Source organism: Streptomyces sp. NPDC096311 (genome assembly GCF_044763085.1).
In the GTDB taxonomy this organism is placed as follows: Bacteria; Actinomycetota; Actinomycetes; order Streptomycetales; family Streptomycetaceae; genus Streptomyces.
Window position 1 is genome coordinate 289312 of sequence record NZ_JBIWFN010000009.1, and the last position, 26988, is coordinate 316299.

Annotated in this window: 24 protein-coding genes and 1 pseudogene; 14 read left to right on the top strand and 11 right to left on the bottom strand. The window is 69.9% G+C overall.

The genetic code is table 11. The features are described 5' to 3' along the window. Positions 1-11: 11 nt before the first annotated feature. The 9 genes from ACIRA5_RS24390 (at position 12) to ACIRA5_RS24430 (ending at position 9652) form a co-directional block, all read left to right on the top strand. Positions 12-413 (top strand): hypothetical protein, encoded by a 402-nt coding sequence (locus ACIRA5_RS24390; protein WP_403693695.1) that lies wholly within the window; start codon positions 12-14, stop codon positions 411-413. A gap of 168 nt (positions 414-581) precedes the next feature. Continuing rightward, a complete protein-coding gene (locus ACIRA5_RS24395) occupies positions 582-2687 on the top strand; it encodes a phage tail tape measure protein (protein WP_403693696.1) in 2106 nt (701 codons plus the stop codon). Between the two features lie 12 nt (positions 2688-2699). Further along, on the top strand, positions 2700-6464 hold the full coding sequence (locus tag ACIRA5_RS24400) for a hypothetical protein (protein WP_403693698.1): 3765 nt from the start codon (positions 2700-2702) through the stop codon (positions 6462-6464). 30 nt (positions 6465-6494) lie between these two features. Continuing rightward, the gene (locus tag ACIRA5_RS24405) at positions 6495-6944 is read left to right on the top strand and encodes a hypothetical protein (protein ID WP_403693699.1); all 450 of its coding nucleotides are present in this window, start codon (positions 6495-6497) and stop codon (positions 6942-6944) included. Between the two features lie 69 nt (positions 6945-7013). Further along, positions 7014-7832 carry a hypothetical protein gene (locus ACIRA5_RS24410; RefSeq protein WP_403693701.1) on the top strand — a complete coding sequence of 273 codons (819 nt, stop codon included), beginning with the start codon at positions 7014-7016 and terminating at the stop codon, positions 7830-7832. Between the two features lie 10 nt (positions 7833-7842). Next, positions 7843-8436, top strand: a complete 594-nt coding sequence (locus ACIRA5_RS24415) for a 3'-5' exoribonuclease domain-containing protein (RefSeq protein ID WP_403693703.1) — start codon at positions 7843-7845, stop codon at positions 8434-8436. Further along, the gene (locus ACIRA5_RS24420; RefSeq protein ID WP_403693705.1) at positions 8429-8695 is read left to right on the top strand and encodes a hypothetical protein; all 267 of its coding nucleotides are present in this window, start codon (positions 8429-8431) and stop codon (positions 8693-8695) included. Before ACIRA5_RS24415 ends, ACIRA5_RS24420 begins: the two co-directional genes overlap by 8 nt. Positions 8696-8726: 31 nt before the next feature. Further along, entirely contained in the window at positions 8727-8993 is a 267-nt protein-coding gene (locus tag ACIRA5_RS24425) for a hypothetical protein (RefSeq protein WP_403693706.1), read from the top strand. Continuing rightward, positions 8990-9652 (top strand): collagen-like protein, encoded by a 663-nt coding sequence (locus ACIRA5_RS24430; protein WP_403693707.1) that lies wholly within the window; start codon positions 8990-8992, stop codon positions 9650-9652. Before ACIRA5_RS24425 ends, ACIRA5_RS24430 begins: the two co-directional genes overlap by 4 nt. 61 nt (positions 9653-9713) lie before the next feature. Here ACIRA5_RS24430 and ACIRA5_RS24435 read toward each other — a convergent pair whose 3' ends face one another. Further along, positions 9714-10460 carry a GntR family transcriptional regulator gene (locus ACIRA5_RS24435; RefSeq protein ID WP_403693709.1) on the bottom strand — a complete coding sequence of 249 codons (747 nt, stop codon included), beginning with the start codon at positions 10458-10460 and terminating at the stop codon, positions 9714-9716. Between the two features lie 235 nt (positions 10461-10695). Between ACIRA5_RS24435 and ACIRA5_RS24440 the strand changes: the two genes are divergently transcribed. Further along, positions 10696-10992, top strand: a complete 297-nt coding sequence (locus ACIRA5_RS24440; protein ID WP_403693711.1) for a hypothetical protein — start codon at positions 10696-10698, stop codon at positions 10990-10992. Then, the gene (locus ACIRA5_RS24445; protein ID WP_403693713.1) at positions 10989-11150 is read left to right on the top strand and encodes a hypothetical protein; all 162 of its coding nucleotides are present in this window, start codon (positions 10989-10991) and stop codon (positions 11148-11150) included. Before ACIRA5_RS24440 ends, ACIRA5_RS24445 begins: the two co-directional genes overlap by 4 nt. Before the next feature lie 191 nt (positions 11151-11341). Here the strand turns inward: ACIRA5_RS24445 and ACIRA5_RS24450 are convergent, their stop codons facing one another. From ACIRA5_RS24450 to ureA, 4 genes are all read right to left on the bottom strand, one after another. Then, a complete protein-coding gene (locus tag ACIRA5_RS24450) occupies positions 11342-11521 on the bottom strand; it encodes a helix-turn-helix domain-containing protein (protein ID WP_403693869.1) in 180 nt (59 codons plus the stop codon). Positions 11522-12140: 619 nt separating this feature from the next. Beyond that, a complete protein-coding gene (locus ACIRA5_RS24455) occupies positions 12141-13187 on the bottom strand; it encodes an agmatine/peptidylarginine deiminase (protein WP_403693714.1) in 1047 nt (348 codons plus the stop codon). A 14-nt stretch (positions 13188-13201) separates the two neighbouring features. After that, the gene (locus ACIRA5_RS24460; RefSeq protein WP_403693715.1) at positions 13202-14878 is read right to left on the bottom strand and encodes an urease subunit alpha; all 1677 of its coding nucleotides are present in this window, start codon (positions 14876-14878) and stop codon (positions 13202-13204) included. Beyond that, on the bottom strand, positions 14875-15594 hold the full coding sequence (gene ureA, locus ACIRA5_RS24465; RefSeq protein ID WP_403693717.1) for an urease subunit gamma: 720 nt from the start codon (positions 15592-15594) through the stop codon (positions 14875-14877). Before ureA ends, ACIRA5_RS24460 begins: the two co-directional genes overlap by 4 nt. 143 nt (positions 15595-15737) lie before the next feature. Between ureA and ACIRA5_RS24470 the strand changes: the two are divergent. After that, positions 15738-17181: pseudogene (locus ACIRA5_RS24470) on the top strand (cytosine permease). Here ACIRA5_RS24470 and ACIRA5_RS24475 read toward each other — a convergent pair. From ACIRA5_RS24475 to ACIRA5_RS24490, 4 genes are all read right to left on the bottom strand, one after another. Then, positions 17158-18540 carry a KamA family radical SAM protein gene (locus ACIRA5_RS24475; RefSeq protein ID WP_403693718.1) on the bottom strand — a complete coding sequence of 461 codons (1383 nt, stop codon included), beginning with the start codon at positions 18538-18540 and terminating at the stop codon, positions 17158-17160. The pseudogene ACIRA5_RS24470 and the gene ACIRA5_RS24475 sit on opposite strands and share 24 nt — an antisense overlap. Positions 18541-18545: 5 nt before the next feature. Then, positions 18546-19616, bottom strand: a complete 1071-nt coding sequence (locus ACIRA5_RS24480; RefSeq protein WP_097224691.1) for a hypothetical protein — start codon at positions 19614-19616, stop codon at positions 18546-18548. Positions 19617-19811: 195 nt separating this feature from the next. Further along, positions 19812-20900, bottom strand: coding sequence for a branched-chain amino acid aminotransferase (locus ACIRA5_RS24485; protein WP_352049374.1), 1089 nt, complete (start codon positions 20898-20900; stop codon positions 19812-19814). 265 nt (positions 20901-21165) lie between these two features. Then, the gene (locus ACIRA5_RS24490; RefSeq protein ID WP_054234560.1) at positions 21166-22209 is read right to left on the bottom strand and encodes a 3-isopropylmalate dehydrogenase; all 1044 of its coding nucleotides are present in this window, start codon (positions 22207-22209) and stop codon (positions 21166-21168) included. Between the two features lie 142 nt (positions 22210-22351). On the opposite strand from ACIRA5_RS24490, the gene ACIRA5_RS24495 reads away from it, so the two are divergent. Then, positions 22352-23920: a purple acid phosphatase family protein gene (locus ACIRA5_RS24495; RefSeq protein ID WP_403693720.1), complete on the top strand. Its 1569-nt coding sequence runs from the start codon at positions 22352-22354 to the stop codon at positions 23918-23920. Between the two features lie 108 nt (positions 23921-24028). On the opposite strand, the gene ACIRA5_RS24500 is transcribed toward ACIRA5_RS24495, so the two are convergent. Together ACIRA5_RS24500 and ACIRA5_RS24505 are read right to left on the bottom strand one after the other, a co-directional pair. Further along, a complete protein-coding gene (locus ACIRA5_RS24500) occupies positions 24029-24157 on the bottom strand; it encodes a hypothetical protein (protein WP_097286358.1) in 129 nt (42 codons plus the stop codon). 202 nt (positions 24158-24359) lie between these two features. After that, positions 24360-24893, bottom strand: coding sequence for an MFS transporter (locus ACIRA5_RS24505; protein ID WP_403693871.1), 534 nt, complete (start codon positions 24891-24893; stop codon positions 24360-24362). Positions 24894-25027: 134 nt separating this feature from the next. On the opposite strand from ACIRA5_RS24505, the gene ACIRA5_RS24510 reads away from it, so the two are divergent. Continuing rightward, a complete protein-coding gene (locus tag ACIRA5_RS24510) occupies positions 25028-26962 on the top strand; it encodes a glycoside hydrolase family 97 catalytic domain-containing protein (protein WP_403693723.1) in 1935 nt (644 codons plus the stop codon). The last annotated feature ends 26 nt before the right edge of the window (positions 26963-26988 follow it).

A 26988-nucleotide genomic window follows, 5' to 3' on the forward strand; every position in this document is an offset into this window, starting at 1 on the left:
AGAGAACGGCCGTGTACCTGGTCTACGAGCCCGAAGGGGCCGAGGAGCCGCAGCGCTTCCAGTACAAGCCCCAGAAGCTGATGAGCGCCGAGCGGGAGGCCCTCGAGCGGCGCTCCCGCCTGGACTTCGCGGACTTCACCAAGGGCGTCCTGAACGGCAACGCCGTCTGCCGGCGGGCCCTGCTGTGGGTGATGCTCAAGCGGCAGCACCCGACCACGAAGTACGAGGACGTCGACTTCGCCTGGGACGAGCTGAAGCTGGAGTACTCCAAGCAGGAGTACGAGCTGATGCGCGACCAGCTCATCGAGGCAGGCAACGCCGACCCGGAGCAGATCGACCAGCTCAACCGGGAGATCGCGACCGCGATCGACGAGGAGTCCGAGGGAAAAGCCCTTCCGCCGATCGCCGTCTGAGGCAGCTGGGCAACGCCGCGCACCTGCTGCACGTCCGCCCCTGGGAGTGGTCCCTGCTCACCGTTGAGGAGACAGACGGGCTCCTGGACTGGCTGGACGACTACAAGCAGCAGATGGACGAGGCGCAGGCCGACCTCGACAACTGAACAGTCTGGGAGGTGATTCCCCGTGGCGTCGGACACCTCCCTCGTTTTCAACCTGGTGGCCCGCGACCGGGCGTCCGAGCAACTCGGCTCGCTGAAGGAGAAGTTCTCTTCGGCCGGTACCGCCATCGGCGCGGCGCTCGGCGTCGGCGTCGGCGCCTCGTTCGTGTCCGCCATGGACGTGGACGCCGCCAACGACAAACTGGCCGCCCAGCTCGGCGTCGGCCAGGCGGAGGCCGCCAAACTGGCGAAGGTCTCCGCGAACGTCTACAAGAACGCGTGGGGCCAGTCGACCGAGGACGTCAACGACGCGATCCGCGGCGTCTACCAGAACATCGGCGACACCTCGAAGGCCGAGGGCGGCCTGGAAGGCGTCACGACGAAGGTGATCGCACTGCGCGACACCTTCGACCAGGACCTGGGCGGGGTCACTGCGGCGGTCGGGCAGATGCTCAAGACCGGTCTGGCGAAGAACGCCGACGAGGCGATGGACATCGTCACCGCCGGATTCCAGAAGGGCGTCAACAAGGCGGACGACTTCCTCGACACCCTGAACGAGTACGGCGTGCAGTTCCACTCGCTGGGCATCAACGGGCAGATGGCCACCGGCCTGCTGTCCCAGGGCCTCAAGGGCGGCGCCCGGGACGCCGACCTGGTCGCCGACTCGCTGAAGGAGTTCAATCTCCGGGCCCGCGACATCACGTCGACGGCTGGGGCAGGGTTCAAGGCCCTGGGGCTCAACGGCAAGCAGATGGCCGCAGACGTGGCGGCCGGCGGGCCCAAGGCGACGGCCGCCCTGCAGAAGACCCTGGACGCGCTGCGGAAGTACCCGGACAGTTCCAAGAAGGCATCCATCGCCGCGAACATCTTCGGTACGCAGTCCGAGGACATGCAGAAAGCGTTGGCGTCCCTCGACCCAGCGCACGCCGTGCAGGCTCTCGGCCAGGTCGGCGGAGCCGCGGACCGCATGACCAAGACCCTCGGCGACAACCCGAAGGCAGCACTGGAGGGCTTCCAGCGGACCGCGACCATGACCGCGACGCAGGTGGCGGGCACGTTCATCACGTTCGCGATGAAGAACAAGGAGATCTTCGGGCCGCTCGCCGGGATCCTCGCCGGGGTCGCCGTCGCCGTCCTCGCGGTGTCCGCGGCACAGAAGGTGTATGCCGCCTACACGGCCATCGCCTCCGCAGCGCAGACCATCTGGAACGCGGAGATCTGGGCGTCCACGGCGGCCCTGCTCGCGAACCCGATGACGTGGGTAGTCATCGGCATCATCGCTCTGATCGCGGTGATCGTGCTGATCGCGACCAAGACGCGCTGGTTCCAGACCGTGTGGAACGTCGTCTGGGGAGCGCTCAAGACCGCGTTCAGCGCCACCATCGCGTGGCTGTCCGGCGCGTTCTCCTGGTTCGGGAAGCTGCCGGGCAAGTTCTCCGCCTGGTTCGGCGCGGCCCGAGACTGGGCCGTCCTGAAGATGCTGGCTCTCGTCTCCTGGGCGCGCGGCCTGCCCGGACGGCTGGTGGGCGCCTTGGCCAACCTCGCCGGATCGCTGCGCAACCGGGCATCGTCCGCGTTCCAGTCCATGCGTGACGCCGCCGCCGCCAAGGCGGCCTCGTTCGTGTCGTTCGTGCGCGGCCTGCCCGGACGGGCCCTCAACGCCCTCGGCAACCTGGGCGGCTACCTGTACAAGGCTGGCCGCTCGCTGCTGAACGGGTTCGTCAACGGCATCAAGTCCATGGTCAGCGCCCCCGCGAACGCCGTGAAGAACGCGCTGTCCAAGGCGCGGAATCTGCTGCCGTTCTCCCCCGCGAAGGAAGGCCCCTTCTCCGGGCGCGGCTGGACCCTGTACTCCGGCCACTCGCTGATGCACGGGCTCGCCCAGGGCATCCAGGACCGTTCGGGCGACCCACGCACCGCCATGGCGAACGCCCTCGGCTCGACGGCCGCCAGCGGCCAGCAGGCCATGACGGGCATCCCGCAGCAGGCGGCGCCCATGGGTCGCGGCGCGGGCGGCGCGGTCCTGGTCCGCTTCGAATTGGCGGGCGCCGAGGACGACTTCCACAAGTTCATGCGCAAGCTCACCCGGGTCAAGGGCCGCGGCAACGTGCAGACCGCCTTCGGGCGCTAAGGAGGCGGCACTGTGGCATTCCCCCAGACCCCGCTGGACGTGCGGATCGACCTGCTGATCAACGGCATCTGGACCAACATCACCTCGGACGTCTACACCACCGAGAAGATCACCATCACGCGGGGGCGGGCCGACGAGGGCGCCCGCGTCGACCCGGGCAAGTGCGCGCTGACCCTCAACAACCGGCTCGGCAAGTACAGCCCCCGCAACCCGCTGTCGCCCTACTACCAGCTGATCGGCCGCAACACCCCCATCCGCGTCACCGTCCCGGTCGGCGGCCCGTTCCTCGACCTCCCCGACAACACCCCCGACCAGGTCACCACCCCGGACACCGCCGTCCTCGACATCACCGGCGACCTGGACCTGCGCTGGGAGGGCGAGGCCGACTGGTACGCGCCCGGCGCGCAGATCCTCGTCGGCAAGTGGGGCGCGGCCGGTAACCGCAGCTATCACCTCCGCCTCGAGGACGGAAAGCTGATCCTGCACACCACGCAGGACGGCACGACCGGGTGGTCCGCGTTCGTGACGCTGCCCGGCGGCCTGCCGCGCAGTGCGGCGGTGCGCGGCACGTTCGACGTCAACAACGGCGCAGGCGGCAACACCTTCCGCATGTACTGGGCGCCGACCACCGCGGGCCCGTGGACGCAAGTCGGCACCGACATCGTCAACGCGGGCACGACCGCCATCTTCGCGGGCACCGCGCCCCTGTCCATCGCCCCGCAGCAGCTTGACCTCGTCACCCCGCAACGCCGCGCCGTCTCGGGCAAGGTCTACCGGATCGAGGTCCGCTCCGTGATCGGCGGCACGGTCGTGGCCTCCCCGGACTTCACGGCGCAGGCCCTGGGCACCACCAGCTTCACCGACAGCGCCGGCCGTACCTGGACCGTGGGCGGAACCGCGTCCATCACCAACCGGCGGGCCCGGTTCGTGGGCGAGGTGTCGTCCTGGCCGTCCCGCTGGGACGTGTCCGGCAAGGACGTCCGGGTGCCCATCGAGGCCTCGGGCATCCTGCGCCGCCTCGGGCAGGGCGCCAAGCCTCTCGCTTCCACGCTGCGCCGCCGCATCCCCTCCTACGCGCCGCTGGCGTACTGGCCGATGGAAGAAGGCAACCAGGCCAGCCAGGCCTACAGCCCCATCGACGGCGTCGCCCCGCTGGCCCTGACCCGGGTCACCTGGGCGAGCGCAAACACCCTGCTGTCATCTGCCCCTCTGCCCGTGCTGGCCTCCAACGGCGGCGCCCTGGCCACCATGGCGGGCCGCGTCCCCGCCCCGGCCACAACCCTGACGTCGTGGCACGTGCTGTGGGTGTACCGCCTCGACACCGCCCCGGCCACGGGGCGCACGTTTCTGCGGATCCAGTCCACGGGCACAGTCGCCGAGTGGTTCATCCAGACGGGCACGGGCGGCACCACCGTGTTCGGCAGGGACTCCGACGGCACCACGGTCTTCTCCCAGGGCATCGCCACCGGCTCGGATCTGTTCGGGCAGTGGGTGCGGGTGAAGATCTCGGCCACACAGAACGGCGGCAACGTCGACTGGGTCGTCAAGTGGACCCATGTGGGCGGCGACGCCTACCAGGACTCCCGGTCGTTCGCGGGCACCGTCGGCCGCCCGACCGGCGTGGCCTCCCCCACCGGCGGCTACTCCTCCGACCTGGACGGCATGGCCCTCGGGCACATCTCCGTCTGGCCCTCGAACAACACCGCAGCCTACGACGGGGCCATCGACGCATGGGCCGGCGAGACCGCGGGCGCTCGCATGAAACGGCTTACCACCGAGGAGGGCGTGCCGTTCGCCCTGTGGGGCGACGACGACGATCAGGAACCGGTGGGCGCGCAGCTCCCGGACACCCTGATGGATCTGCTGGAGGGCGCCGCGGACGCGGACGGCGGCATCCTCTACGAGCGGCGCGAGCGCCTCGGCCTCGCCTACCGCGACCGGATCTCTCTGTACAACCAGCCCATCGGCCTCGCCCTCGACTACGCGGTGGCCGGGCACGTCGCGCCGCCGCTGGAGCCGGTCGACGACGACCAGAAGGTCAGAAACGACGTCACCGTGCAGCGCGAGGGAGGCGCCTCCGGCCGCGCAGTCCTGGAAGACGGCGACATGTCCGTGCAGGCACCGCCGAACGGTGTCGGCGTCTACAACGAATCGGTCACCCTCAACCTGTACGACGACGACCAAGCCGAACCGCAGGCCAACTGGCGCATGCACCTCGGCACGTGGGACGAGTCCCGCTATCCGGTGCTGAACGTCGACCTCGCGGCCGCGCCCGGTCTCATCAACCAGGTGACCGCGCTGGAGTCCGGCGACCGCATCCAGATCGCCAACCCACCCGCGTGGCTGCCGCCCGGCCCGATCGACCTGCTCGCCCAGGGCTACACCGAGGTCATCGGCCACCCCAACGACTGGGACTTCCAGTTCAACTGCACCCCCGCCGGCCCGTGGACAGTCGCCGAGGCCGCCATCATCGAGGACTTCGAGGACACCGCCTACGAGGTCACCATCACCGACGGCGGCAACCTGCCGTGGACACGCTCGCAGGTCCACTACAACACCGGCACGTGGTCGCTGCGCTCGGGCGCCATCACCAACAACCAGACCTCGGACGCCGCCATCACGGTGCCCACCGGGTCCACGTCGCTGACGTTCTGGTACTTCACCTCGTCCGAGGCGTCCGGCTCCGGCTTCGAGGGCGACCGGCTACTGGTCCTCGTCGACGGCGTCCAGGCGCTGCGCGCGCAGGGCACCACACCGTGGACCTCGGCCACCATCAACGTCACCGGCGCAACCACGGTCACCTTCCGCTACATCAAGGACAACTCGACCGCGGGCGGCGAGGACGGCGTCTGGATCGACGACCTGACGTTCAAGCGCAGGGCACCGGACCGCGCCGACACCGACGGCAGCAAGCTCGCCGCGGCCGCCACCTCCACAGCAACCAGCCTGACCGTTGCCACCACCAGCGGCCTGCCGTGGGTGACGACCGCCGCCTACCCGGCCGAGTTCCCGTTCGATGTCGCCGCCGGCGGGGAGGTCATGACCGTGGGCGCGATCAGCCCGCTCCTCGTCGACTCGTTCGGCCGGACCTCCACCGACACGTGGGGCAACGCCGACAGCGGCCAGACGTGGACGAACTTCGGCGCCACGGCCGCGGACTACGACGTGCTGTCCGGCTACGGCCGCCACATCAACCAGGCGACGTCCGCCGGCCACCACTCCGTGATCGCAGCCGTGCAGCCGGACTTCGACGTCTACTGCGACATCACGACGGCCGCCCTGTCGACCGGATCGTCGCAGTTCGCCGGAGTCCTCGCCCGGTACGCCGACCCGGACAACCTGTACGAGGCCCGCGTCGAGTTCACCACCGGCAACGCGATCAACCTGACGGTCCGCAAGCGGGTGGCGACCGTGGAAACGCAGCTCGGGACGGTCACCGCGCCGCTCACCCACGTGGCGGGGACCTACGTCCGCGTGCGCTTCCAGGGGGCGGGGACCGCGCTGAAGGCCAAGATCTGGCTGGCGTCGGCGGTGGAGCCCGGTCTGTGGGCCATCGAGGTCACCGACTCGGCGATCACCACCGCCGGAAGTCTCGGCGTCAAGTCCGTCCGCAACGCCGGGAACACCAACGCCAACGCGGACATCCGGTTCGACAACTACCAGCTGGTCAACCCGCAGGCGTTCAGCGGGGTCGTGCGGTCCGTCAACGGCATCGCCAAGAGCCAGACCGCGGGCACGGCCATCGCGCTCGCCTACCTGCCGATCGTTCCACTCTGAAAGGGCCAGCTGATGTTGTGGCTACCAGGCATGCGTGTGACCGCGGGCCGTCTGCAGAGGAGCAGCCCGACGGACTTCGCGACGTACACACCCGCGGTGACGAACGGGGGCGCCGCCACGTTCAACGTCCAGTCCGGCTACTACAGCCGGACGGACAAGCGCATCGACGTCTGTATCTACCTGACCGTGGGCACAGCGGGCTCCGGCACCGGCATCGTCACCGTCGCCATGCCCTCCAACGTGGACCGCTCGATCCGCCAGGCCCTGACGCTCCACACGGAGTCGATCGGCTCTGGAGGCAACGCCTCCTCGCACATCGGTGGCGGCGAGGCGGTCTTCTTCACCACCACCAGTGGCGCCAACACTGACCGCCTGCGCAACGACGAAGGCGGCTCCGTGGGCCGCGAGAGCAACATCCTGGGCTCTGACCTGCTCGCGGGCGGCCTGATCACGATCGTGGGCTGGTACCGCGAGGTGTAGCCGCCGCCCACCCATTTCGCCCCGAGCCGTCCGGCCGGGGTTTTTTCATGCCCTGAACGGAGCCTGACCATGGCCGCAACTCCCGACTGGCGCCACGTGGTCGACCACGTGATGGCGGTCCCCGAGCGAATCTACGAGACGTGGAGCTCGGCCGTCGGCTGGGACAACCACACCATCTTCGGCAAGCAGTACGGCTGGGACGGCGTCGCCTGGTGCGCCATCTTCGACTGGGACATGTACAGCGACTGCGGCCTGGCCGCGATCGTCCCGAAGACCGCCTCAGTCGCCGGCATGGCCGCCTGGGCACGGCAGCACGGCCAGTGGTCCGAATACCCGAGCGTCGGCGCCTGGGTCGACTTCGGCAGCGGCGCCCACACGGAGCTCGTCGTCGGCTTCGACGCCGACAGCGTCTACACCAAGGGCGGCAATTCGGTGCAGCTCGGCGCCACGGACAACGGGCAGGGCAACGGCGTCTGGTCCCATTCCCACGCCCGCCGCAGCAGCTACGTCACCGGCTACTTCGCCCCCCGCTACCCGGACGGCCAGTGCCCGCCCACCGCAGACCCGAAGGACCCGCGCGGCGGCAAGGCCGTGGCGTCCTGGCGCTGGAAGCCGACACTGACCGCCCCGGCATTTCCCGGCCGGCAGTACTTCAAGCTCGGCGCAAGCAACGACCACGCCCTGCAGCTCCAAACCTGGCTCCAGCGCGGCGGATGGGGACCGGCCTACCGCGTCGGCCCGTCCCGGACCATGACCGCCCTCGACCTCGCCAAGGTCAAGGCCCTGCAGCAGCACTACCTCGCCGACCTCGGCCCCGCCGACGGGCTCACTGGCCCCAAGACCTGGCTGTACGCCTGGCAGGTCGCAAACGGCCTCCGCAAGAAGTGAGCGCCCGGCCATGACAGAGATCGACTACGACCTCGAGTTCCTGGAGGACGGCCGCACTATCGAGCTGATCTCCATTGGCATGGTGTGCGACGACGGCCGCGAGTACTACGCCGTCAACTCTGACGCCCCGTGGGAGCGCATCAGGAAGAACGACTGGCTGATCCGCAACGTGCTGCCATCGCTGCCCATCACGGGCCGGACCTCGCTGGACAGCTACCTGGCGATGCCCGCGAACAGCTACCCAAAGACCACGCTGGAAATGGTCGGCGCAGACACCAAGGACACTCAGGTGAAGCCGCACTGGGTGATCGCGAACGAGGTGCGCGACTTCATCCAGGCCACCGGCCCCGACGTTGAGCTGTGGGCGAACTACGGGGCCTACGACCACGTCGCCCTCGCTCAGCTATGGGGCCCCATGGTCCGCCTCCCCGAGGGCGTCCCCATGTTCACCAACGACATCCAGCAGGAACGCGCCCGGCTCGGGTTCCGCTGGGACGAGCTCCCGCAGCAGGAATCCGGCGAGCACAACGCGCTCGCCGACGCCCGCCACAACCAGACCGTCCGGCGCTGGCTCGCCGAGCAGAAGGAGACTGACCATGTCTGAGATCAACCTGCCCAACGTCAACACCGTCGTGAAGACCGCCGCAACCTACGGCCGCGACCTCGCCGAACGCACCGCGTCCACGTTCGTCGTCGCGGCGTCCGGCGTCGGCATCGCTGCGGGCCCTGCCGATATGTTCCACGCGAGCTTCTGGCAGACCATGGGCGCGGCTGGCGTTGCGGCCGCGGGCTCGCTCCTGAAGGGCATGGCCGCCCGCGCGTTCGGGACGAAGAACAGCGCGTCGCTGGCCAAGGGCGTCTGACCCTGCACGATGCGAGCGTCTTGGAGGTGGCATGGACGCCGCCCTCGCCACAGCCCTCGGCGTGATCGGCAGCGCCGTCGTGGCCGGGGCGGCAGCCATGTACGGATCCCGGATCTCGGGGCGCGCCCAAAGGGAGGGCAACGCGGTGACGGGCTTCAACTCGCTCACGGACCAGCTGCAAGAGGAACGCAAGGAGCTGCGCGCCGACTTGGCAGCGCTACGGCTGGAGCTCGCCACGGAGCGGGCAGAGACGGCGCGCCTGAAGCTGCTGGTGCGGACGCTGGGAGGTACGCCGTGACGCGCGCCGAAAGGGTGCTCGCCCGCCGGTGGAAGCCGATGGCTCTCCTGGCCTTCCTGCTGGCGCTCACCGGGGCTGTACTGCTGGTGTACGTGCGCGTCCAGGCCGAGGCCACGCGCGCCGACCAGCTGGCCGCCGAGGCGGACTTGCGCGGCACCGCCGTATCCACGCTCGCCGGGGACGTCCGGGCATTGCGCCAGCAGGTCAAGGCCAAGGGCGGCACTCCGGTCGCACCGGACCCCACCAAGGCCGTCGAGGACCTGCCCGACCGTGCCGCGGTCCCGGTGCCGATACCCGGACCGCCTGGCCCGAAGGGCGACAAGGGAGACCCCGGGCGTGCTGCGCCCACCATCACTCCGTCGCCGGGCGCATCCGGAGCGGCCGGGGCCAACGGCGTCACCGGCCCGCAGGGGGCGCCCGGCGCGGACTCCACCGTCCCTGGGCCTCAAGGCCCTCAGGGGGAGCGGGGCGAGAAGGGCGATACCGGCGAGCAGGGGCCCGCAGGACCGGCCTGCCCCGACGGCTACAGCCTCCAAGCGCCGGCCTCCGACCCGGACGCCCTCGTCTGCCGCCGCGATGGCGCCCCGCAGCCGACCCCGCAGAAGGGTGGCGGCCTGCTGTCGATGGGCCTCGTCCCTACCCGTCGTCAGTACGCGTGACTCCCTGACAAGCGGCCCCGCTCTCCTTCGGGAGGGCGGGGCCGCTTTCGTGCGTCCAGGGTCAGGGCGCTTCTGGTGCGGCCTCGAACGAGTACTCGTAGCCAACGGCCAACCTGGAGGGCAGGCACCACTCGCCGTACTCGATGACGCCCTGGTCGTCCCACAGGCGGTGGGCGCCGGCGAGGATCGGGGCGCCGATCCGCAGGCCGAGGAAGTTGGCCTCTCGAGCGTCCGCGTCCCTGCCGTGGATGTCGTCACGGCCCGAAGTGATCCGGCGCCCAGTGGCTTGCTGAATCTTCAGCAGGATTCCGGGCGAGGACTGGCGGGAGGTCGACAGCAACTCGGGTACGGAGGCCGCGAACTGGGCCGGGTACCAGGTGACGTACAGGCCGGTGCGCTGTTGGCCCTTGCCGGTATGCCATTGGCGGCGCACGACCTGGTCGCCCTCGTCGAGGTCGAAGAGTTCGGCAACGTACTGCGGCGGTTTGATCAGTTCTGCGGTCGTAACGATCATCGATTCGCCCTCGGCGAGGACGGATCCGGTCCGCAGGACGCGGGTGATCCGGTCGTAGCTGGACGGCGCGACCTCGGGCGCGTTGGCGACGAACGTGCCCTTGCGGGAGGTCGTGATGTAGCCCTCGACCTGAAGCTGATCGAGCGCCTTGCCGAGGGTGGCAATGGAGACGCCTTCGCTCTTGGCGAGTTCCCGCTGCGCTGGCAGTTTCGCGCCTTCCCTGAGGGCGCCGTCGAGGATGCGGCGGCGAATCCGTTCGGCGACTTGCATGTAGGGGTGTTCGGTGTCGGGCATCGGATCTCCTCAGCGCGTCCTAGGGCACGCCCGAATGTACTAGGACACTGGTAATTCGGTCGAGGGCAAAGACACCTACTCCCTAGTGACATGTCCTAGGACACGCTACGGTCTGCCCTAGGACACGAAGGCCCCGGCGACCGCGTGAACGGCCCCGGGGCGCGGACGACTGGTTGGAGTCGACATGCAGCAAGGTACAGCGCACCACCTATCTGCCACAGTCCTCGACGCCTTAGTGCTCCCACCCCTGGCGGGCCTGTCCGAGCATCAGGTCCGCGGGATGGCCTGCGTATGGGACGGCATCACCCTGACGTCCGCGACCGCGGTCGATCTCGGCGTGCAGAGCGCAAGCCGCGCCGGCGAGCCCGTCTCCTGGTACCCGCGCGCCTGCCGCACCTGCGTCGCCCTGCAAGCACACCGCGGACTCCTGACCCACGCCACGGCGTGCACGGTCTGCGCGCGCGAGGAGACCGCGGCTAGCTGCGAGCTCGGGCGCAGCCTGTACCGCCTCGTGAGGGAGTACCGGGGATGAAGATCTGCGGACGCTGCGACCAGTCGATCCAGGACGACGAGGAGTACACGGAGCACGACATGCCCTCGTCCTCTGGCGCGGGCATCACCATCTACCGGCACGTCTACCTGTGCAAGAAGGTGCCGATCCAGACCACCCAGGCGTCCCTGCGCCACTGAAGACTCCCGCCCGCCGACGGCAACCACTCCCTCGGGGCGGGCGGGACCAGGCCCCGGCCGGATCATCCCCGGCCGGGGCTCTGCCACCTAACGAGGTTGGCGAGGAGCGCTCTCCCGTAGGACGCCCGCAAAAGAGTCGCTTCCGCCGCGACGGACGTGCCGCCCTTCCGCGTAGAGCAGGTGACAGTCCGTCACCTCACGAGGTCGGAGAGCGGGATTCCCAGCGCGTCAGCGAAGAGGATTAAGTCAGTGAGGTCTGGTGATCGATGACCGTTCTCCCAGCGACTGATGCTCTTGACGTCTCGATTGATGCGCTCGCCGAGCTGCTGCTGAGTGAGGTGGGATGCCCGCCGGGCTGCGCGCATTTGCATCCCAATAGCCCTGCGGCGGGTGAGTACCCAGTCGGGCGGACGGTCGCGATGCACCTGTCCACGCTGGAGTGATCTTGCTTAAATGTCCTTACCCACTTGGGTAAATCTGAGGCAGACGGGGAACCTAAGAGATCTACACAGGACTATCTGTAGCCAGAACGCATCTCAGTGTGATCCGATAGGCATATGTCATTCGCGCATGCGTTCGAATTACTGCATAGCCTTCGACGTCCCGATCCACCCCAGTAGCCCGGTTGTGGGCCAGCGCCCACGACTGGAGTGATCGCCCGTCCACCGTGAGCACCCCCTCGTCGGTGGACGGGCGGTCGCTTTTTGATCACTCCATGTTCAAACCCGCCTGATCAAGTGACACTCCCGCCCGTTACTCATGGCCTGTACAACCGTTGGACATGGCGGCTGGGGTGAGGGTCAGTCCGCCTCCCCGGGTGGCCCCCCTCACCCCGGTCCCATGCGCGAGACCCCCCGACGCACACGCGTCGGGGGGTCTCGCTGCTCCCGATGGGAGACAGATGGGAGAGAGATTCTGGTAACTCAGGCCGAGTAGAGCTAACTCAGGCTAACTAGAGCTAACTCGCGAACGGTGAAACCGCAGGTCAGGTCACTTACCTGCACTCACCGGCTGCTGTTGAGTAATGCAGTGGATGCCACCGCCTCCGGCAAAGATCGTACGTGCGTCCACCAGTGTCACCGTCCGCTCGGGGAAGAGCCGTCGGAAGATGCCGGCCGCGAGCTCGTCGCGCGGGTCGTCGAAGCCGCACAGGACCACGCCGCCGTTGCAGAGGTAGTGGTTGATGTAGGAGTAGTCGGCCCAGTGGCCGTCGGCCTCCAGGATCGTCGGGGCCTGGACCTCGACGACCTCCAGGCGGCGCCCGCGCGCGTCGGTCGCGGCCTTGAGCAGGCCGATGACCTCCTTGGTCACCTCGTGGTCGGGGTGCGCCGGGTCGGGCTGGGAGTGCGCGACCACGACCCCGGGGCGGGCGAAGGCGGCCACGATGTCGACATGGCCGAGCGTGCCGAAGCCGTGCGGGGGGTAGTCGCCGGTCAGCCCGCGCGGCAGCCAGATCGCCTTGCGGGTGCCGAGGTGGGCGTGGATCTCCGTCTCCACCTGCTCGCGCGTCCAGTCGGGGTTGCGCTCGGGGCCGAGCTGCACGGTCTCGGTCAGGAGCACGGTTCCCTCGCCGTCGACGTGGATCGCACCGCCCTCGTTGACGAGCTTCGAGGCGTACGTCTTCGCCCCCGCGAGGTCCGCGACATACGCGCCGATCTTGGCGTCGTTCTCCCAGCGGGCCCACTCCTGGGCGCCCCAGCCGTTGAACGTCCAGTCCACGGCGGCCAGTTCACCCTTCCCGTTGGTGAGGAAGGTGGGGCCGATGTCACGCATCCAGGCGTCGTCGAGTTCGCGTTCGACGGTGTCGACGTCCGGGCCGAGCAGCGCCCGGGCCGCCTGCGACTGGCCCGGCCCGCACACGACCGTCACCGGTTCGAACCGGCGGACCGCGCGCGCTACCGCCGCCCAGGCCGCACGCGCATCGGCGAGGTCGTCGGGGTTGTCGAAGGTGGGGTTGGGGCCCGGCCACGCCATCCAGGTGCGCTCGTGCGGGGTCCACTCTGCGGGCATCCGGAAACCGTCGGTGGCAGGGGTCATGACGTGCACCTTCATCACAGGAAGTAGAGGCGGTTGAGGGAGACCGAGTCGGCGGGCTCGGAGCGCAACGGGTCGCCGTCGAGGGTGACCAGGCCGGTGCGCTGGTCGACGTCGACGGATCCGGTACGGGAGTTGAGGCGCAGGTCGGCGGGCCCGATCCCGCGGGTGCCGCGCACGGCGACCCGGCGCCGGCGTGTCGGCATGAGGTCGTTGCCCTGGTCGAGCGCGGCCTGGGCGACGAAGGCCACCGAGATCTCGGCGGGCGTCGCGCCGTGCGCCCCGAACTGCGGCCCCAGGACGAGCGGTTCGCAGGTGTCGGTGGCGGCGTTCGGGTCGCCGACGACGCCGTACGCGGGGAAGCCGGACTTGAGGACGAGCTGCGGCTTGGCGCCGAAGAACTCCGGGCGCCACAGCACGATGTCGGCGAGCTTGCCGACCTCGATCGAGCCGACCTCGTGGGCGAGTCCGTGCGCGATGGCCGGGTTGATGGTGAGCTTGGCCATGTAGCGTAGGACGCGCTCGTTGTCGTGGTCCACGTCCGCCGGCACGCCGCGCTCGGCCTTCATCTTTCCGGCCATCGCGAAGGTGCGGCGTACGGTCTCGCCCGCGCGCCCCATGCCCTGCGCGTCCGAGGAGGTGATCCCGATCGCGCCCAGGTCGTGCAGCACGTCCTCGGCGCCCATGGTCCCGGCGCGGATCCGGTCGCGGGCCATGGCCGCGTCGCCGGGCAGGTCGGTCTTCAGGTCGTGGACGGAGACGATCATGCCGTAGTGCTCGGCGACCGCGTCCCGGCCGAAGGGCAGGGTGGGGTTGGTGGACGAACCGATGACGTTCGGGACCCCCGCCATCTTCAGGACGTTCGGCACGTGACCGCCGCCGCAGCCCTCGATGTGGAAGGCGTGGATGGTCCGGCCTTCGAGGACGCGCAGGGTGTCCTCGACCGACAGGCATTCGTTCAGCCCGTCGCTGTGCAGGGCGACCTGGACGTCGTGCTCCTCGGCGACGCGCAGCGCGGTGTCGAGGGCGCGGGTGTGGGCGCCCATGTCCTCGTGCACCTTGAAGCCGCTCGCGCCGCCCTCGGCCAGGGCCTCGACGAGGGGGGCGGCGTCGGAGGACGAACCCCGGCCCAGGAAGCCGATGTTGACCGGCCAGGCGTCGAAGGCGTTGAAGGCGTGGCGCAGCGCCCAGGGCGAGTTGACGCCGACGCCCCACACCGGCCCGAACTCCTGGCCGATGATCGTGGTGACACCGGAGGCGAGCGAGGCCTCCATGATGCGCGGCGACAGCAGGTGCACGTGGGTGTCGACGGCTCCGGCGGTGGCGATCAGTCCCTCGCCCGAGACGATCGACGTCCCCGTACCGACCACCACGTCGACCCCGTCGAGGGTGTCGGGGTTCCCGGCCCGACCGATCGAGCAGATCCGCCCCTCGCGGATGCCGATGGAGACCTTGCGGATCCCCTGGGCCGCGTCGATCACCACGACGTTGCTGATGACGACGTCGCAGGTCTCGCGGACGGCGGCGGCCTTGAGGTGCAGTCCGTCGCGGGCGGTCTTGCCGAAGCCGGCGAGGAACTCGTCGCCGTAGCGCTGGGCGTCGGACTCGACGCGGATGGTCAGCCCGGAGTCACCGAGGCGGACGCGGTCGCCGGCGCGGGGCCCGTGGGTGGCCGCGTACTCGTAAGGATTCATCGCGGCTCAGCTCCTTGCGTTTCCCCGGTCTCCCCGGCGTCCCCGGCTCCGAGGTATCCGCAGGCGGCGGCCCTGCGCAGGGCCTCTTCCCTGGCCCCGGGCGCGTCCAGCGGCCCGTCGACCAGCCCCGCGAAGCCGATGGCGATCCGCTCACCGCCGATGGGCAGCAGCCCGACCTCGATGCTCTCCCCCGGTCCGAAGCGCACGGAGGACCCGGCGGGGACCGCGAGCCGCATCCCGTAGGCCGCCGCCCGCGGGAAGTCGAGCCGCGGGTTGGTCTCGAAGAAGTGGAAGTGCGAGGTGACGGAGACGGGCACGGTCGCGGTGTTGGTGACCGTCAGCCGGACGACCGCGGCGGGCTCGGCGTGCGCCGGCCCCGGCAGCAGCGCGCCCGGCGCCCGCTCCCCCAGCCCGCCCCCGAGGGGGTCGCTGACGACCGCGAGCCGGGACCCATCGTCGAAGACGGCCTCGACGTGCACCTCGGTGACGACATCGGCGACGCCCGGCAGGACGTCGTCCGGGCCGAGCACCGCGCGGGCCGCCGCGATCGCCTCGGCGAGCCGGCGCCCGTCCCGGGCCGCCTCGCAGACGGTGTCCGCGATGAGGGCGGTCGCCTCGGGGACGTTCAGCCTGAGGCCCCGGGCCCGGCGGGCACGGGCCAGCTCCGCGGCCCCGAAGAGCAGCAGCCGGTCACGTTCCGTGGGGGTCAGTCTCATGTCCGGGCACCTCCTTGCCTTCCTCGATTTAGAGCACCACTCTAAACGTGAGATTCATGGAACGGAAAGATTGACATCCAGAATCTGGTCACAGACATTGAACGTCGCTCTAACTCTCGGACGGCCGTCGAAGGAGACCAGCCATGCCGATCGAACAGTGCGGAGTCGACATCATCCCCGACGAGGAACGGACCAGCGGTCCCAAGGACCTCGTCTCGATCCTGCTGGGGTCGAACCTCTGCCTGGGCGTGATCATCTTCGGCTGGCTGCCACCGTCCTTCGGGCTCGACTGGTGGTCGTCGGTGAGCGCGATCGTGGCGGGCACGGTGATCGGCACGGCGCTCACCGCGCCGCTCGCGCTGGTGTCCCTGCGCACGGCGACGAACCTCTCCACCTCCTCCGGCGCCCAGTTCGGCGTGCGCGGACGGCTGGTCGGCTCGGTCGTCGGACTGCTGCTCGCCCTCGGCTACACCGCGCTGACCGTCTGGATCGGCGGCGATGTGATGGTGAGCGTGCTGGGCCGGCTGTTCGGGCTGCCGGCGAACGGACTGTCGTACGCCGTCGTCTACGCCGTCCTCGCCGCCGCCACCGTCGCGGGCGCGGTGTACGGCTACCGGGTGCTGCTCACGATGTCCCGGGTCCTCGCGGTCGGCATGACCGCGCTCCTCGCGCTCGGCGTGCTCGCCTACGCGCCGCACTTCACCACCGCCGCGCTGCCGGAGAGCGGCGGCTATCTGCTGGGCTCGTTCTGGCCGACCTGGCTGCTGGCGGCGGTCGCGGCGGGCCTGTCCGGACCGATCGCGTTCATCACCCTGCTGGGCGACTACACGCGCTACATCTCCCCCGCACGGCACTCCCCCCGTACGGTCCTGCACGCCACCTGGCTGGGCCTGATCGCCGGGCTGCTGGTCCCCCAGCTCTTCGGCACCTTCACGGCGTACGCGGCCCGCGCGGCCCTCGACTATGCGGGGCCGCTGGTCTCCGCCTCCCCCACCTGGTACCTGGTCCCGCTGCTGCTCGCCGCCTCCGCCGGGTCGGTCGGCAACGCGGGCCTGATGCTGTACTCCATGGGCCTGGGCCTGGACGCCATCCCGCCGAAGGCCTCGCGCGCCCGGGCCACGCTCACGGTCGCCGTCGTCGCCACCGTCTGCGTCTTCGTCGGCCTCCCCCGAGCTCTCGGCTTCGCTCGAGCAGGGAGGTACCCCCATCGCCTGGAACGCGCAGTCCGCGATGACGTCCTTCGTCCTTCTCCTGACCGCCATCGGCACCCCGTGGGCGGTCATCACCCTCATCGGTTTCGCCCGCTGCCGCGGAATCTACGACCCGGACGCCCTCCAGGTCTTCAACCGCCGCTCCCGGGGCGGGATCTACTGGTACCGCGCCGGCTGGAACGTCCAGGCGACGGTGGCCTGGGCACTCGGCGCGTTCGCCGGCCTCCTCGCCGTCTCCCTCCCGTCGTACCAGGGACCGCTGCTGTCCCTCACCGGTGGAGTGGACTGCAGCTTCCTCCTGTCGGGCCTGGTCGGCGGCCTCGTCTACGTGGCTCTCTCGCCGAAGCGGGCGTCACACCGGGTCGAGGCCGGGTAGGAACCGGCTCGCGCCGAAAGCGGGCTTTAGGTCGCTGAACCAGGTGGCGTTCTCGTCGTACGCGGCGAAGAACGGGCGGCCCACCAGCTCCGGTTCGCGGGCCTGGATGAGGTGGAGCACGAAGACCTTCTCACCGGCCACCTCCGTGATCCCGTCCACGCACACCTTGCCCGGCATCGCCGACATGACCGGGCCACGCACGGTCCGCGCGAGGCCGGACACCTGGGCGTAGGCGTCGCGGAAGATCTGGTGACCGCGGGCGAGCGGCACCCCGAAGTAGCCCTGCGGGCCGGTGTCCCGCTCCACGAACTGGTAGTACGGCACCGCCCCCAGCGTGGTCGTCTCGTTCCACAGCCCGGCCCACGCCGCGGCATTGTCGTTGATGCCTCTGACCAGCGGCCCCTGGCAGCGGATCACGGCACCCGTGTCACGCACCCGGCGCATCGCCTCGCGCACCACCGGGGGCCGCAGCTCCTGGGGATGGGTGAAGTGGGCCATCAGCGCGAGGTGGCGGCCGCTCGCGACGACCTTCTCGAACAGGCGCAGCACGTCGTCGGCGTCGCGGTCGGTGAGGAAACGGTACGGCCAGAAGGCGAGCGACTTGGTGCCGATGCGGATCGACTGGATCGACTCGATCTCCAGGAGCGGTTCGACGTAGCGGCGCAGCACCTCGGTGCTCATCACCATCGGGTCGCCGCCCGTGACGAGCGCGCTGGTGACCTCCGGATGGGCGCGCAGATAGGCGGATGTGGTGGCGATGTCGTCGGTGGCGATGCGCAGGTCGGACTCGCCGACGAACTGGGGCCAGCGGAAGCAGTACGTGCAGTAGGCGTGGCAGGTCTGGCCCTGGCGCGGGAAGATCAGCACCGTCTCCGGGTACTTGTGCTGGAGGCCGGTGAGGCGTCGCCCCTCGTGCACGGGGACGTTGACGTCGAGCTGGCCGGAGGGATGCGGGTTGAGCTTCATCCGGATCTCGTGGGCCGCGCGCAGGACGTCGGCCTTCGGGGCGTCCCGCGCCAGCAGTTCCGCCATCTGCCTGAGGTCGGGCTCGGGCAGCATCTCGGCCTGCGGGAACGTCAGCCGGAAGATCGGGTCGTCGGGCACGGCCGACCAGTCGATCAACTCGTCGACCACGTAGGCGTTCGTACGGAACGGCAGGACGGCCGCCACGGCCCGCAGGGCGAGTCGCTCGGCGGGCGGCAGGGACACCCGCCGCAGCAGGCCGTCCAGGTCACGGGGCGTGAAGGCGCGAAAGCGGGGGCTCGGGTGCGAAGACCAGGAGCTGGTGTCGGGAAACCGGAGGCTCGGGTGCGCGGAGCCGGGTCTCGCGGGCTGAGCGGGGTGGAGCGCTGAACTCATGTGTGCTATTCCCTGACCAGGACCAACGGCCGCAACTCGACGAAGGCGCCCGCCGACGCATCGTACTTCTCCGCGAAGCGCTGCATGAGCAGCCCGTGCAGCTCACTCTCGTCGTCCACGACGATCAGCTCGTGCGCGCCGGCGGCGGTCAAGGCCTCGCTGTAGGCCGAGAGTTGGTCGAGGCGGTGGCGGGCCATGTACGACACGAGGTCGTGTCCGGCGACGTACAGGCAGTCGTCCACGTAGACGAAGCGACAGCTGAACGCCCGGCGGCCGTCGGTCGCGTCGACGAGGGTCAGCGGCAGATGGGTGAATCGCTCCATCGGCTTGCTCTGCTGCCACAGTTCGTCGAAGCGTTGTTCGACGAAGGTGCCGAGCGGGGAGTGGACGGCGACCTCCAGCTGGACTCCCTCGCCGGACAGACGCCCGACGGTCAGGAAGGAGACCAGGGAGCGCTCGTCCCAGCGGTAGAGGGTCACGCCGGGGGAGGTGGAGCAGAGGCGTACTTCGAGGAGCTGACGGGAGTTCTCGTCGAGCCGGAGCGCGAACCGGTCCAGCGTGCGCAGGTTGCGCATGATGTCGCGGCGGATGTCGGCGCTCTGCTCGCCCAGTTCACGGCCGCGCAGGATGACCGCGAGGGAGTCGGGGTCGAGCAGGAGGATCTGCACGCGGGCGCCGTGCCCGGTGGCCGCCTTGATGCCGCGGAAGAGACGCTCGGAGAACTGCGGGCCGAACACGTTGGAGAAGGTGTCGAGGACCTTCACGTTCGAGGTCGAGCCGTAGACCTGGGCGCTGAACCACTCGTAGTCCAGCCGGGTGTGTTCGCGGACCCGGCCCTCCTGGGCGCGGCTGATCAGCGGGCCGATCACGAAGACGGTGACGACGACGCCGACGATGTCGGTGCCGAGGTTGAGGGTGAGGTTCTCCTCGTAGTTGTCCATCCGCGAGCTGCTCCAGAGGAGGAGGGCTGCGACGGCGGCGAGCAGGACGAGGACGGTGAGGCTCTGGGGGCGGCGTGGGGTGCGTAAGGTGCGCAGCAGCCAGCGCAGTCGTGGTATCGGCGACCCTGCGCTCACCTGCGCTCCCTCCGTGGCCCTGCGGGCACACGGGAGGGCGGCACGCTCCCCCCGTGGAATCTGTGGATACCCGTGTCACGCAGCGGCTACGCGTCGAACGAACCGCCGGTCCCCGCACTCCTGTTGGGGAGAGAAGGACCGGCGGGAGGCGCGGGTTGCCGTGGACCGAGGGGCGCGCGGGTCGCGAGGGGCGTCCTAGCCCAGCGGGTGCATCCAGCCGTGCTTGTCCTCGCTGATGCCGCGCTGGATGTCGAGGAGCGCCTCGCGCAGCTTCAGGGTGACCCCGCCGGGCTCGCCACCGGACTGCTGCCACTCGCCGCCGGCGCGCTTGATCGTGCCGACGGGGGTGATGACGGCGGCGGTGCCGCAGGCGAAGACCTCCGTCAGGGTGCCGTTCTCCGTGTCGCGCTGCCACTGGTCGATGGAGACGCGGCCCTCCTCGGAGGTGTAGCCGAGGTCGCGGGCGACGGTGAGGAGGGAGTCGCGGGTGACGCCCTCCAGGATGGAGCCGGTCAGGGACGGGGTGATGATCTTGTCGCCGTACACGAAGTACAGGTTCATGCCACCGAGTTCCTCGACCCACTTGTGCTCGACCGCGTCGAGATAGCAGACCTGGGCGCAGCCCTTGGCGGCGGCCTCGGCCTGGGCGAGGAGGGAGGCGGCGTAGTTGCCGCCGGTCTTGGCGTCGCCCATGCCGCCGGGCACGGCGCGGACGTGGTCCTCGGAGACCCAGATGGAGACGGGCTTGACGCCGCCCGGGAAGTAGGCGCCTGCCGGGGAGGCGATGACCAGGAAGAGGTACTCGTTGGCGGGCTTCACGCCCAGGCCGACCTCGGTCGCGATCATGAACGGGCGCAGGTAGAGGGACTCTTCGCCGCCGTGCGCCGGGACCCAGTCGCGATCCTGCTGGACCAGCACGTCACAGGCCTCGATGAACGTCTCCACGGGCAGCTCCGGCATGCCGAGCCGGCGGGCGGAGGCCTGGAAGCGCCGGGCGTTCTTGTCCGGGCGGAAGGTGGCGACGGAGCCGTCGGGCTGGCGGTAGGCCTTGAGACCCTCGAAGATCTCCTGCGCGTAGTGCAGGGTCATGTTCGCGGGGTCGAGGGAGAGCGGGCCGTACGGGACGAGCTGGCCGTCGTGCCAGCCGCGGCCCTCGGTCCACTTGATCGTCACCATGTGGTCGGTGAAGTGGCGGCCGAACCCGGGGTTGGCGAGGATCGCCTCGCGGTCCGCCGCGGAGCGGGGCTGCGAAGAGGGCTTGAGCTCGATCGTGGGCGTCGTCATGTGGTTGTCCTTCACCGGTTGTGTGTGACGGGCCGCGCTCACGCCTGTACTGCCAGTGGCCAGTACTAGGACGTCCGAGCATTCCCTCATTCCCGCGGCTCCGCGTTCGATTATCGCGCGCGCGAAGCCGTGGACGAAACGGGGTGAAGACGGCCCAGGGGTTGCCCAGGGGATGTTGATGGTGGCACCCGGCGAGGGCATAGGAAAAGCCGCCGGGTGCGGATGCGACCCGGCGGCTCCTACGAGACGTAAGTGGCGCGGCGGGTCAGCCGGCTACTCGTACGGCGAGCGCGTCGCCGATTTCCTCGGTGCTGCGGGCGGGCTTGCCCACGCGCTCGGCGAGGTCGGCCGAGACGGCGTCCTCGATGCGGGCGGCCTCGGCCTCGTAGCCGAGGTGGCGCAGCAGGAGGGCGACGGACAGGACGGTGGCGCTGGGGTCGGCCTTGCCCTGGCCCGCGATGTCGGGCGCCGAGCCGTGCACGGGCTCGAACATCGAGGGGAATTCGCCGGAGGGGTTGATGTTCCCGCTCGCGGCGACGCCGATGCCGCCGGAGACGGCCGCGGCGAGGTCGGTGATGATGTCGCCGAAGAGGTTGTCGGTGACGATCACGTCGAAACGCGCGGGGTCCGTGACGAGGTAGATCGTCGCGGCGTCCACGTGGATGTAGTCCGTGGTGACCTCGGGGAACTCCTCGGCCACCTTGTTGAAGACGTTCGTCCAGAGGTGACCCGCGAAGGTCAGCACGTTGTTCTTGTGGACCAGCGTCAGCTTCTTGCGCGGGCGGGCCTGGGCGCGGGCGAACGCGTCGCGCACCACCCTCTCCACACCGAACGCCGTGTTGACGGAGACCTCGGTGGCGACCTCGTGCTCGGTGCCCTTGCGGATCGTGCCGCCGTTGCCCGTGTACGGGCCCTCGGTGCCCTCGCGGACCACGACGAAGTCGATCTCCGGCTGGCCGGCCAGCGGGGTGGCGACACCCGGAAGGAGCTTCGACGGACGCAGGTTGACGTGGTGGTCGAAGGCGAAGCGGAGCTTGAGCAGGAAGCCGCGCTCCAGGACGCCGGACGGGACCGAGGGGTCGCCGATCGCGCCGAGCAGGATCGCGTCGTGCTGCTTGAGGGCGTCGAGGTCGGCCTCGGTGAGGGTCTCACCCGTGGCGTGGTAGCGCTTGGCCCCGAAGTCGAACTCCTTGGTCTCCAGCTTCACATCCTGCGGAAGGACGGCGGAGAGCACCTTCAGCCCCTGGGCCACGACCTCCTGGCCGATGCCGTCACCGGGGATCACTGCGAGATTGATGCTGCGAGACATGAAGGCACCGTACTCCGTGTCCCATGGAATGACACGAGGTGTCCGCCATCCGGACTTCCTCGGGGTGTCGCGGACCGTTTCGTCGACGTGCGTTCACCCGTACGTATGGCGGGCGTTGGGACTTGCTGGGAAGTTCACCAGCATGGACCTTCCCGACTTCGGCATTCCGCGGCAGCTCGCGAGCCGGATGAGCATGGCGGAGCAGTACGAGTACCTGCGTACGAAGCTCACGCGCCGCCGCGCCCTGGTGTCGGCGGGTGCGTTCGCGAGCGGCGGGCTGCTGGCCGGCTGCTCGTCCCCGTCGGGGACGGTGACGCGCGGCTCCGCCCCGAGCACGAGCGTCACCGGGCAGGTGCACGGTTCCGCCGTCACCCCGTTCGGCCGCCACCTCGCCTTCGGCGCCGACCCGAAGACCCAGATGCGGGTCTCCTGGCAGGTGCCGCTCGCGGTCCGGAGGCCGTATCTGCGGGTGGGCACGCATCCCGGACAGCTGAGCCGGAAGGTCGGGGCCGAGGTCCGCGCGCTGCGCACGCCGGGGGTCGCGGGCGTACGACTGGCACTGGACCAGTACTACGTGCACGCGGCCCTGGACGGTCTGCGGCCCGGCACGACGTACTACTACGGCGTCGGCCACGACGGCTTCGACCCGGCCTCACCGGCGCACGGCTCGACCGTCGGCTCCTTCCGCACGGCGCCCGCGAACCCGGAGAAGTTCGTGTTCACCGCCTTCGGCGACCAGGGCGTCAGCTCGGCCGCGCTCGCCAACGACAAGGTGCTGCTGCGCCAGAAGCCCGCCTTCCACCTCCACGCGGGTGACATCTGCTACGCGGACGGGACCGGGCGCGGCAAGAAGTCGGACGGGTTCGACCCCGGGTACTGGGACCTGTTCCTCAAGCAGACCGAGCCGGTGGCGAAGTCGGTGCCGTGGATGGTGACGACCGGCAACCACGACATGGAGGCCTGGTACTCGCCGGACGGCTACGGCGGCCAGGCGGCCCGCTTCTCCCTCCCGGACAGCGGCTTCGACCCGCGGACGGCACCGGGCGTCTACTCCTTCACGTACGGCAACGTCGGCGTCGTGGCACTGGACGCGAACGACGTGTCGTACGAGATTCCCGCCAACCAGGGCTACACGGGCGGGAAGCAGACGAAGTGGCTGGACAGGAAGCTGGGCGAGCTGCGCTCCTCGGCGGCGGTGGACTTCATCGTGGTCTTCTTCCACCACTGCGCCTATTCGACGTCCGCGCACGCCTCCGACGGCGGGGTGCGCGCGGCGTGGCTGCCGCTGTTCGCCAAGCATCAGGTGGACCTGGTGATCAACGGGCACAACCACGTGTACGAACGGACGGACGCCGTCAAGAAGGGTGCGGTGGGCCGTGCGGTGCCGGTGGGCGGCTCGACGGATCCGACGCGGGACGGGATCGTCTACGTCACCGCGGGCGGCGGCGGCAAGGATCTGTACGGCTTCCCGTCGGGCGTGAAGGACAGCTATGAGGGGCACGTCGCCCGCCATGAGTCCGTGAGCAGCTTCCACTGGACCAAGTCGCAGGACCAGCAGCGGGAGACGGTGGAGTGGTCCCGGGTGCGGTACGCCGGCTTCTCCTTCCTCTCGGTGGAGGCGGAGGCGGGCACGGCGCCCCGGCTCAAGGTGTCGGCGCTCGCTGAGAGCGGCAGGCGCATCGACCACTTCGAGGTGCGGCGCGGTCGCTGAGCACACGGCGGCGGCTGGCTACTGCGAGGTGCGGCGCGGGGCGTGAACCCCGCGCCGCACCCCGTGCGGGTGCGGCTCCCGGTAGAGGGGTGGTGTGGTGCGGGCGGGTCAGTGACCCGTCTCGCCGCCGTTGTCCCTGCGGTCGAGGGCGCGCTGGAGGGCGGCGGCCGCGTTCTTGCGGTCGGACTCGCTCGTGCGGGACACGTGGCGGACTCGGCGGACGGTCGTCTCGGCCATGATGAATCGACTCCTTGCCTCCGGAAAGCGGCCCGCAAGGGACCACCGGAAGTGCGATGAGGGATACGAGACGCCGGGGGCGGGGAGCGGTGCCGCAGGGGTTGCCTGCCAGGGGCTCCGGCTCACGACCGCCATTCGCTGGGTCTAGCGAGACGTTCGGCTTCTACAAAACTAAGCGAGGAAGGGGCATCTGTCTCCACAGTTACTCGGACTTCCTACTATCTGAGACGGCGGATTGGGTCACACGCCTCTGAGCTGGGACAACAGTGCGCGCGGCATCGCCCGCCGCCGGGTGCAGCCGCAGGGCGCCCGCCATCGGAACGAGACACAGCACGCCGAGCACCACGAACGCGACGGCATACGCCGAGCGCGTCCCGTCCGCCAGCGCCGCGCCCCCACGAAGCGCGACGGCGGTGACGGCCACGCCCAGCCCCGCGGCCAGTTGGTGGGAGGTCGCGAAGAGGGCGTTGGCGTCGCGCAGCCGCTCCGGCGGGGTCTCGCTGAAGGCGATGGTCGCGTAGCCGCTGAGGCCGACCGAACGGGCGACACCAGAGAGCACCGCGACGACCGCGATCACCGCGACCGGCGTCCCCCGCGTGAACAGCGCGCAGGCCGCGGTGGTGACCGCGAGCCCGAGCGTGGAGACGATCAGCAGCGGACGGAAGCCGAAGCGGTTGATCAGATACGTCGGATCCGGCGCACCGTTGGCTGCGGGGGGCGCTGGCGCGGGTGGCAGAGGAGGTCAGGGGCGTCGTCGAAAATTGATCCTATCTCTGATGCGGTTGGACGCCTTGACAGGCCCACTGCGCACCTCCACTCTCACAATCATCGGATGACTACAGGAGATGGCTGCGAGAAAGAGGGTTCCTGATGTCGGTCCAGTTACGGGCCCGCACCATCGTGTTGACGCTCTGTTCCACCCTGCTCGCCTCGGCGGTGGCGGCGCTCCCCGCCCGCGCCGAGGAGACGGCGCGGGCCGCCTGGGAGGTGAAGGGGCCGCACGGCTCCCCGACGGCGGTCGTCGCGCTCGATCGGACCGACGGACATCCCACGCTCGCGGTGAGACGCGAGGGCAGAACGGTCCTGGAGCCCTCCCCCCTCGGCCTGGTCACCGAACAGACCGACTTCTCCCGGGGGTTGACCCTCACCGGACGCTCCCAGCGCACGATCACCGAGCACTACACGAGCCCGACCGGCAAGTCCCGCGACCGTGTCGCCCGCATGACCGAGGCCCGCTTCCGCTTCCGCACCGCCGACGGAGCCCGGCTCGACCTGGTGACACGGGTCGCCCGCGACGGCGTCGCCTACCGCTACGTCCTGCCGCAAAGCCACGGCAACGTACTGCGCGAGGCCTCCGCCTTCACCCTCCCCACCGGCGCGAACGCCCTCCTCGGCGGCTACCGAGCCGACAACGAGCTCCGCTTCACCCGCTACGACTCCGCAGCGGCGGTGCCGGCGGGCGCGTACATGATGCAGGGCCTGTTCAGGACGGACGGGGGCAACGGCGCCGCCGCCGACGGCGACTACGCCCTGATCGCCGAGTCGGACGTCAACGGCACCTACGCGGGGGCCCACCTGACGCACACCGCGGACTCGTCGACGTACGGGCTGAGTCTCTGGAACGACGAGCCGATCCTGACGACCGGCCCGCTCACCACCCCCTGGCGCGCGATCGTCACCGGTGATCTCGCGACCGTCACCCAGTCGACCTTCGTCGACGACCTCGCCCCGGCGTCCCGGGTCCGCGACACCTCCTGGATCAAGCCGGGCCCGGCGCTGTGGACCTGGCTGGCGGGCGGCAAGGAGGCGGGACAGAGCCTGGCCGCGCAGGAGAAGTACGTGGACTACGCGGCCGAGCGCGGTTGGCCGTACGAAGTGGTGGACGCGGGCTGGTACTTCAAGACCGACGCCTGGGACGTGATCGATCCCCAGTGGCAGACGGACAGCTGGATGCCGGAGCTGGTGCGCTACGCGGCGGCCAAGGGCGTGGGCATCCACGTCTGGCTGCACTACAGCCTGCTGACCGATCCCGTCGAGCGCGAGAAGTGGCTTTCCACGCTGGCGCGCTGGGGCGTCAAGGGCGTGAAGATCGACTTCATGGACTCGGAGTCCCAGGAGCGGATGCGCTGGTACGACGACGTGCTGGAGTCCACGGCCCGCCACCACCTCATGGTGAACTTCCACGGCTCGACGATCCCCAAGGGCATCCAGCGCACCTGGCCGCAGGTCATGTCGATGGAGGGGGTCGGCGGCGAGGAGAAGCGCAACAACACGGCGGAGCAGCTGGCCTCGCTCCCCTTCACCCGCAACGTCATCGGCTCCATGGACTTCACCCCGGGCGCCTTCCACCGCCCGTACCGCCCGAACGTCGCCTCGGACGCCGGTGAGCTGGGCCTGAGCGTCCTGTACGAGTCCGGGATCCAGAACCTGTCCGGCACCCCGGAGTCCTACGACGCACGGCCCGAGGCCCGCCGCTATCTGGAGCAGCTTCCCGCCCGCTGGGAGGAGACCCGGCTGCTGACCGGCGATCCGGGCCGCTCGGCGGTCCTCGCCCGGCGCGCCGCCGACGGCCGGTGGTTCATCGGCGGCACGTTCACGGGCGCGGCCCGCACGGTCGACGTACCGCTGCGGCTGGGCGCGGGCCGCTGGCTGGTGGAGACCCTGACGGACGGTCCGTCGGGCCTGGTGCGCGAGACGCACGTCGTCCGGGGCGACAGCACGCTGACCGTGCCCGTCGTGGCGGACGGCGGCTTCGCGGCCCTCGCCTGTCGCGCCCACCAAGGCCGTACGACCTGCGAGAACTGACCCACCGAAGCCACCCACCGCTCCTC

What these genes read in the sequence shown, in the direction of transcription:
- ACIRA5_RS24405 (WP_403693699.1), top strand. Translation starts at nt 6,495, where the DNA reads ATGCGTGTGACCGCGGGCCGTCTGCAGAGGAGCAGCCCGACGGACTTC.
- ACIRA5_RS24410 (WP_403693701.1), top strand. Translation starts at nt 7,014, where the DNA reads ATGGCCGCAACTCCCGACTGGCGCCACGTGGTCGACCACGTGATGGCG.
- ACIRA5_RS24415 (WP_403693703.1), top strand. Translation starts at nt 7,843, where the DNA reads ATGACAGAGATCGACTACGACCTCGAGTTCCTGGAGGACGGCCGCACT.
- ACIRA5_RS24420 (WP_403693705.1), top strand. Translation starts at nt 8,429, where the DNA reads ATGTCTGAGATCAACCTGCCCAACGTCAACACCGTCGTGAAGACCGCC.
- ACIRA5_RS24425 (WP_403693706.1), top strand. Translation starts at nt 8,727, where the DNA reads ATGGACGCCGCCCTCGCCACAGCCCTCGGCGTGATCGGCAGCGCCGTC.
- ACIRA5_RS24435 (WP_403693709.1), bottom strand. Translation starts at nt 10,460, where the DNA reads ATGCCCGACACCGAACACCCCTACATGCAAGTCGCCGAACGGATTCGC.
- ACIRA5_RS24445 (WP_403693713.1), top strand. Translation starts at nt 10,989, where the DNA reads ATGAAGATCTGCGGACGCTGCGACCAGTCGATCCAGGACGACGAGGAG.
- ACIRA5_RS24450 (WP_403693869.1), bottom strand. Translation starts at nt 11,521, where the DNA reads ATGCAAATGCGCGCAGCCCGGCGGGCATCCCACCTCACTCAGCAGCAG.
- ACIRA5_RS24455 (WP_403693714.1), bottom strand. Translation starts at nt 13,187, where the DNA reads ATGACCCCTGCCACCGACGGTTTCCGGATGCCCGCAGAGTGGACCCCG.
- ACIRA5_RS24460 (WP_403693715.1), bottom strand. Translation starts at nt 14,878, where the DNA reads ATGAATCCTTACGAGTACGCGGCCACCCACGGGCCCCGCGCCGGCGAC.
- ureA (WP_403693717.1), bottom strand. Translation starts at nt 15,594, where the DNA reads ATGAGACTGACCCCCACGGAACGTGACCGGCTGCTGCTCTTCGGGGCC.
- ACIRA5_RS24475 (WP_403693718.1), bottom strand. Translation starts at nt 18,540, where the DNA reads ATGAGTTCAGCGCTCCACCCCGCTCAGCCCGCGAGACCCGGCTCCGCG.
- ACIRA5_RS24485 (WP_352049374.1), bottom strand. Translation starts at nt 20,900, where the DNA reads ATGACGACGCCCACGATCGAGCTCAAGCCCTCTTCGCAGCCCCGCTCC.
- ACIRA5_RS24490 (WP_054234560.1), bottom strand. Translation starts at nt 22,209, where the DNA reads ATGTCTCGCAGCATCAATCTCGCAGTGATCCCCGGTGACGGCATCGGC.
- ACIRA5_RS24495 (WP_403693720.1), top strand. Translation starts at nt 22,352, where the DNA reads ATGGACCTTCCCGACTTCGGCATTCCGCGGCAGCTCGCGAGCCGGATG.
- ACIRA5_RS24500 (WP_097286358.1), bottom strand. Translation starts at nt 24,157, where the DNA reads ATGGCCGAGACGACCGTCCGCCGAGTCCGCCACGTGTCCCGCACGAGC.
- ACIRA5_RS24510 (WP_403693723.1), top strand. Translation starts at nt 25,028, where the DNA reads ATGTCGGTCCAGTTACGGGCCCGCACCATCGTGTTGACGCTCTGTTCC.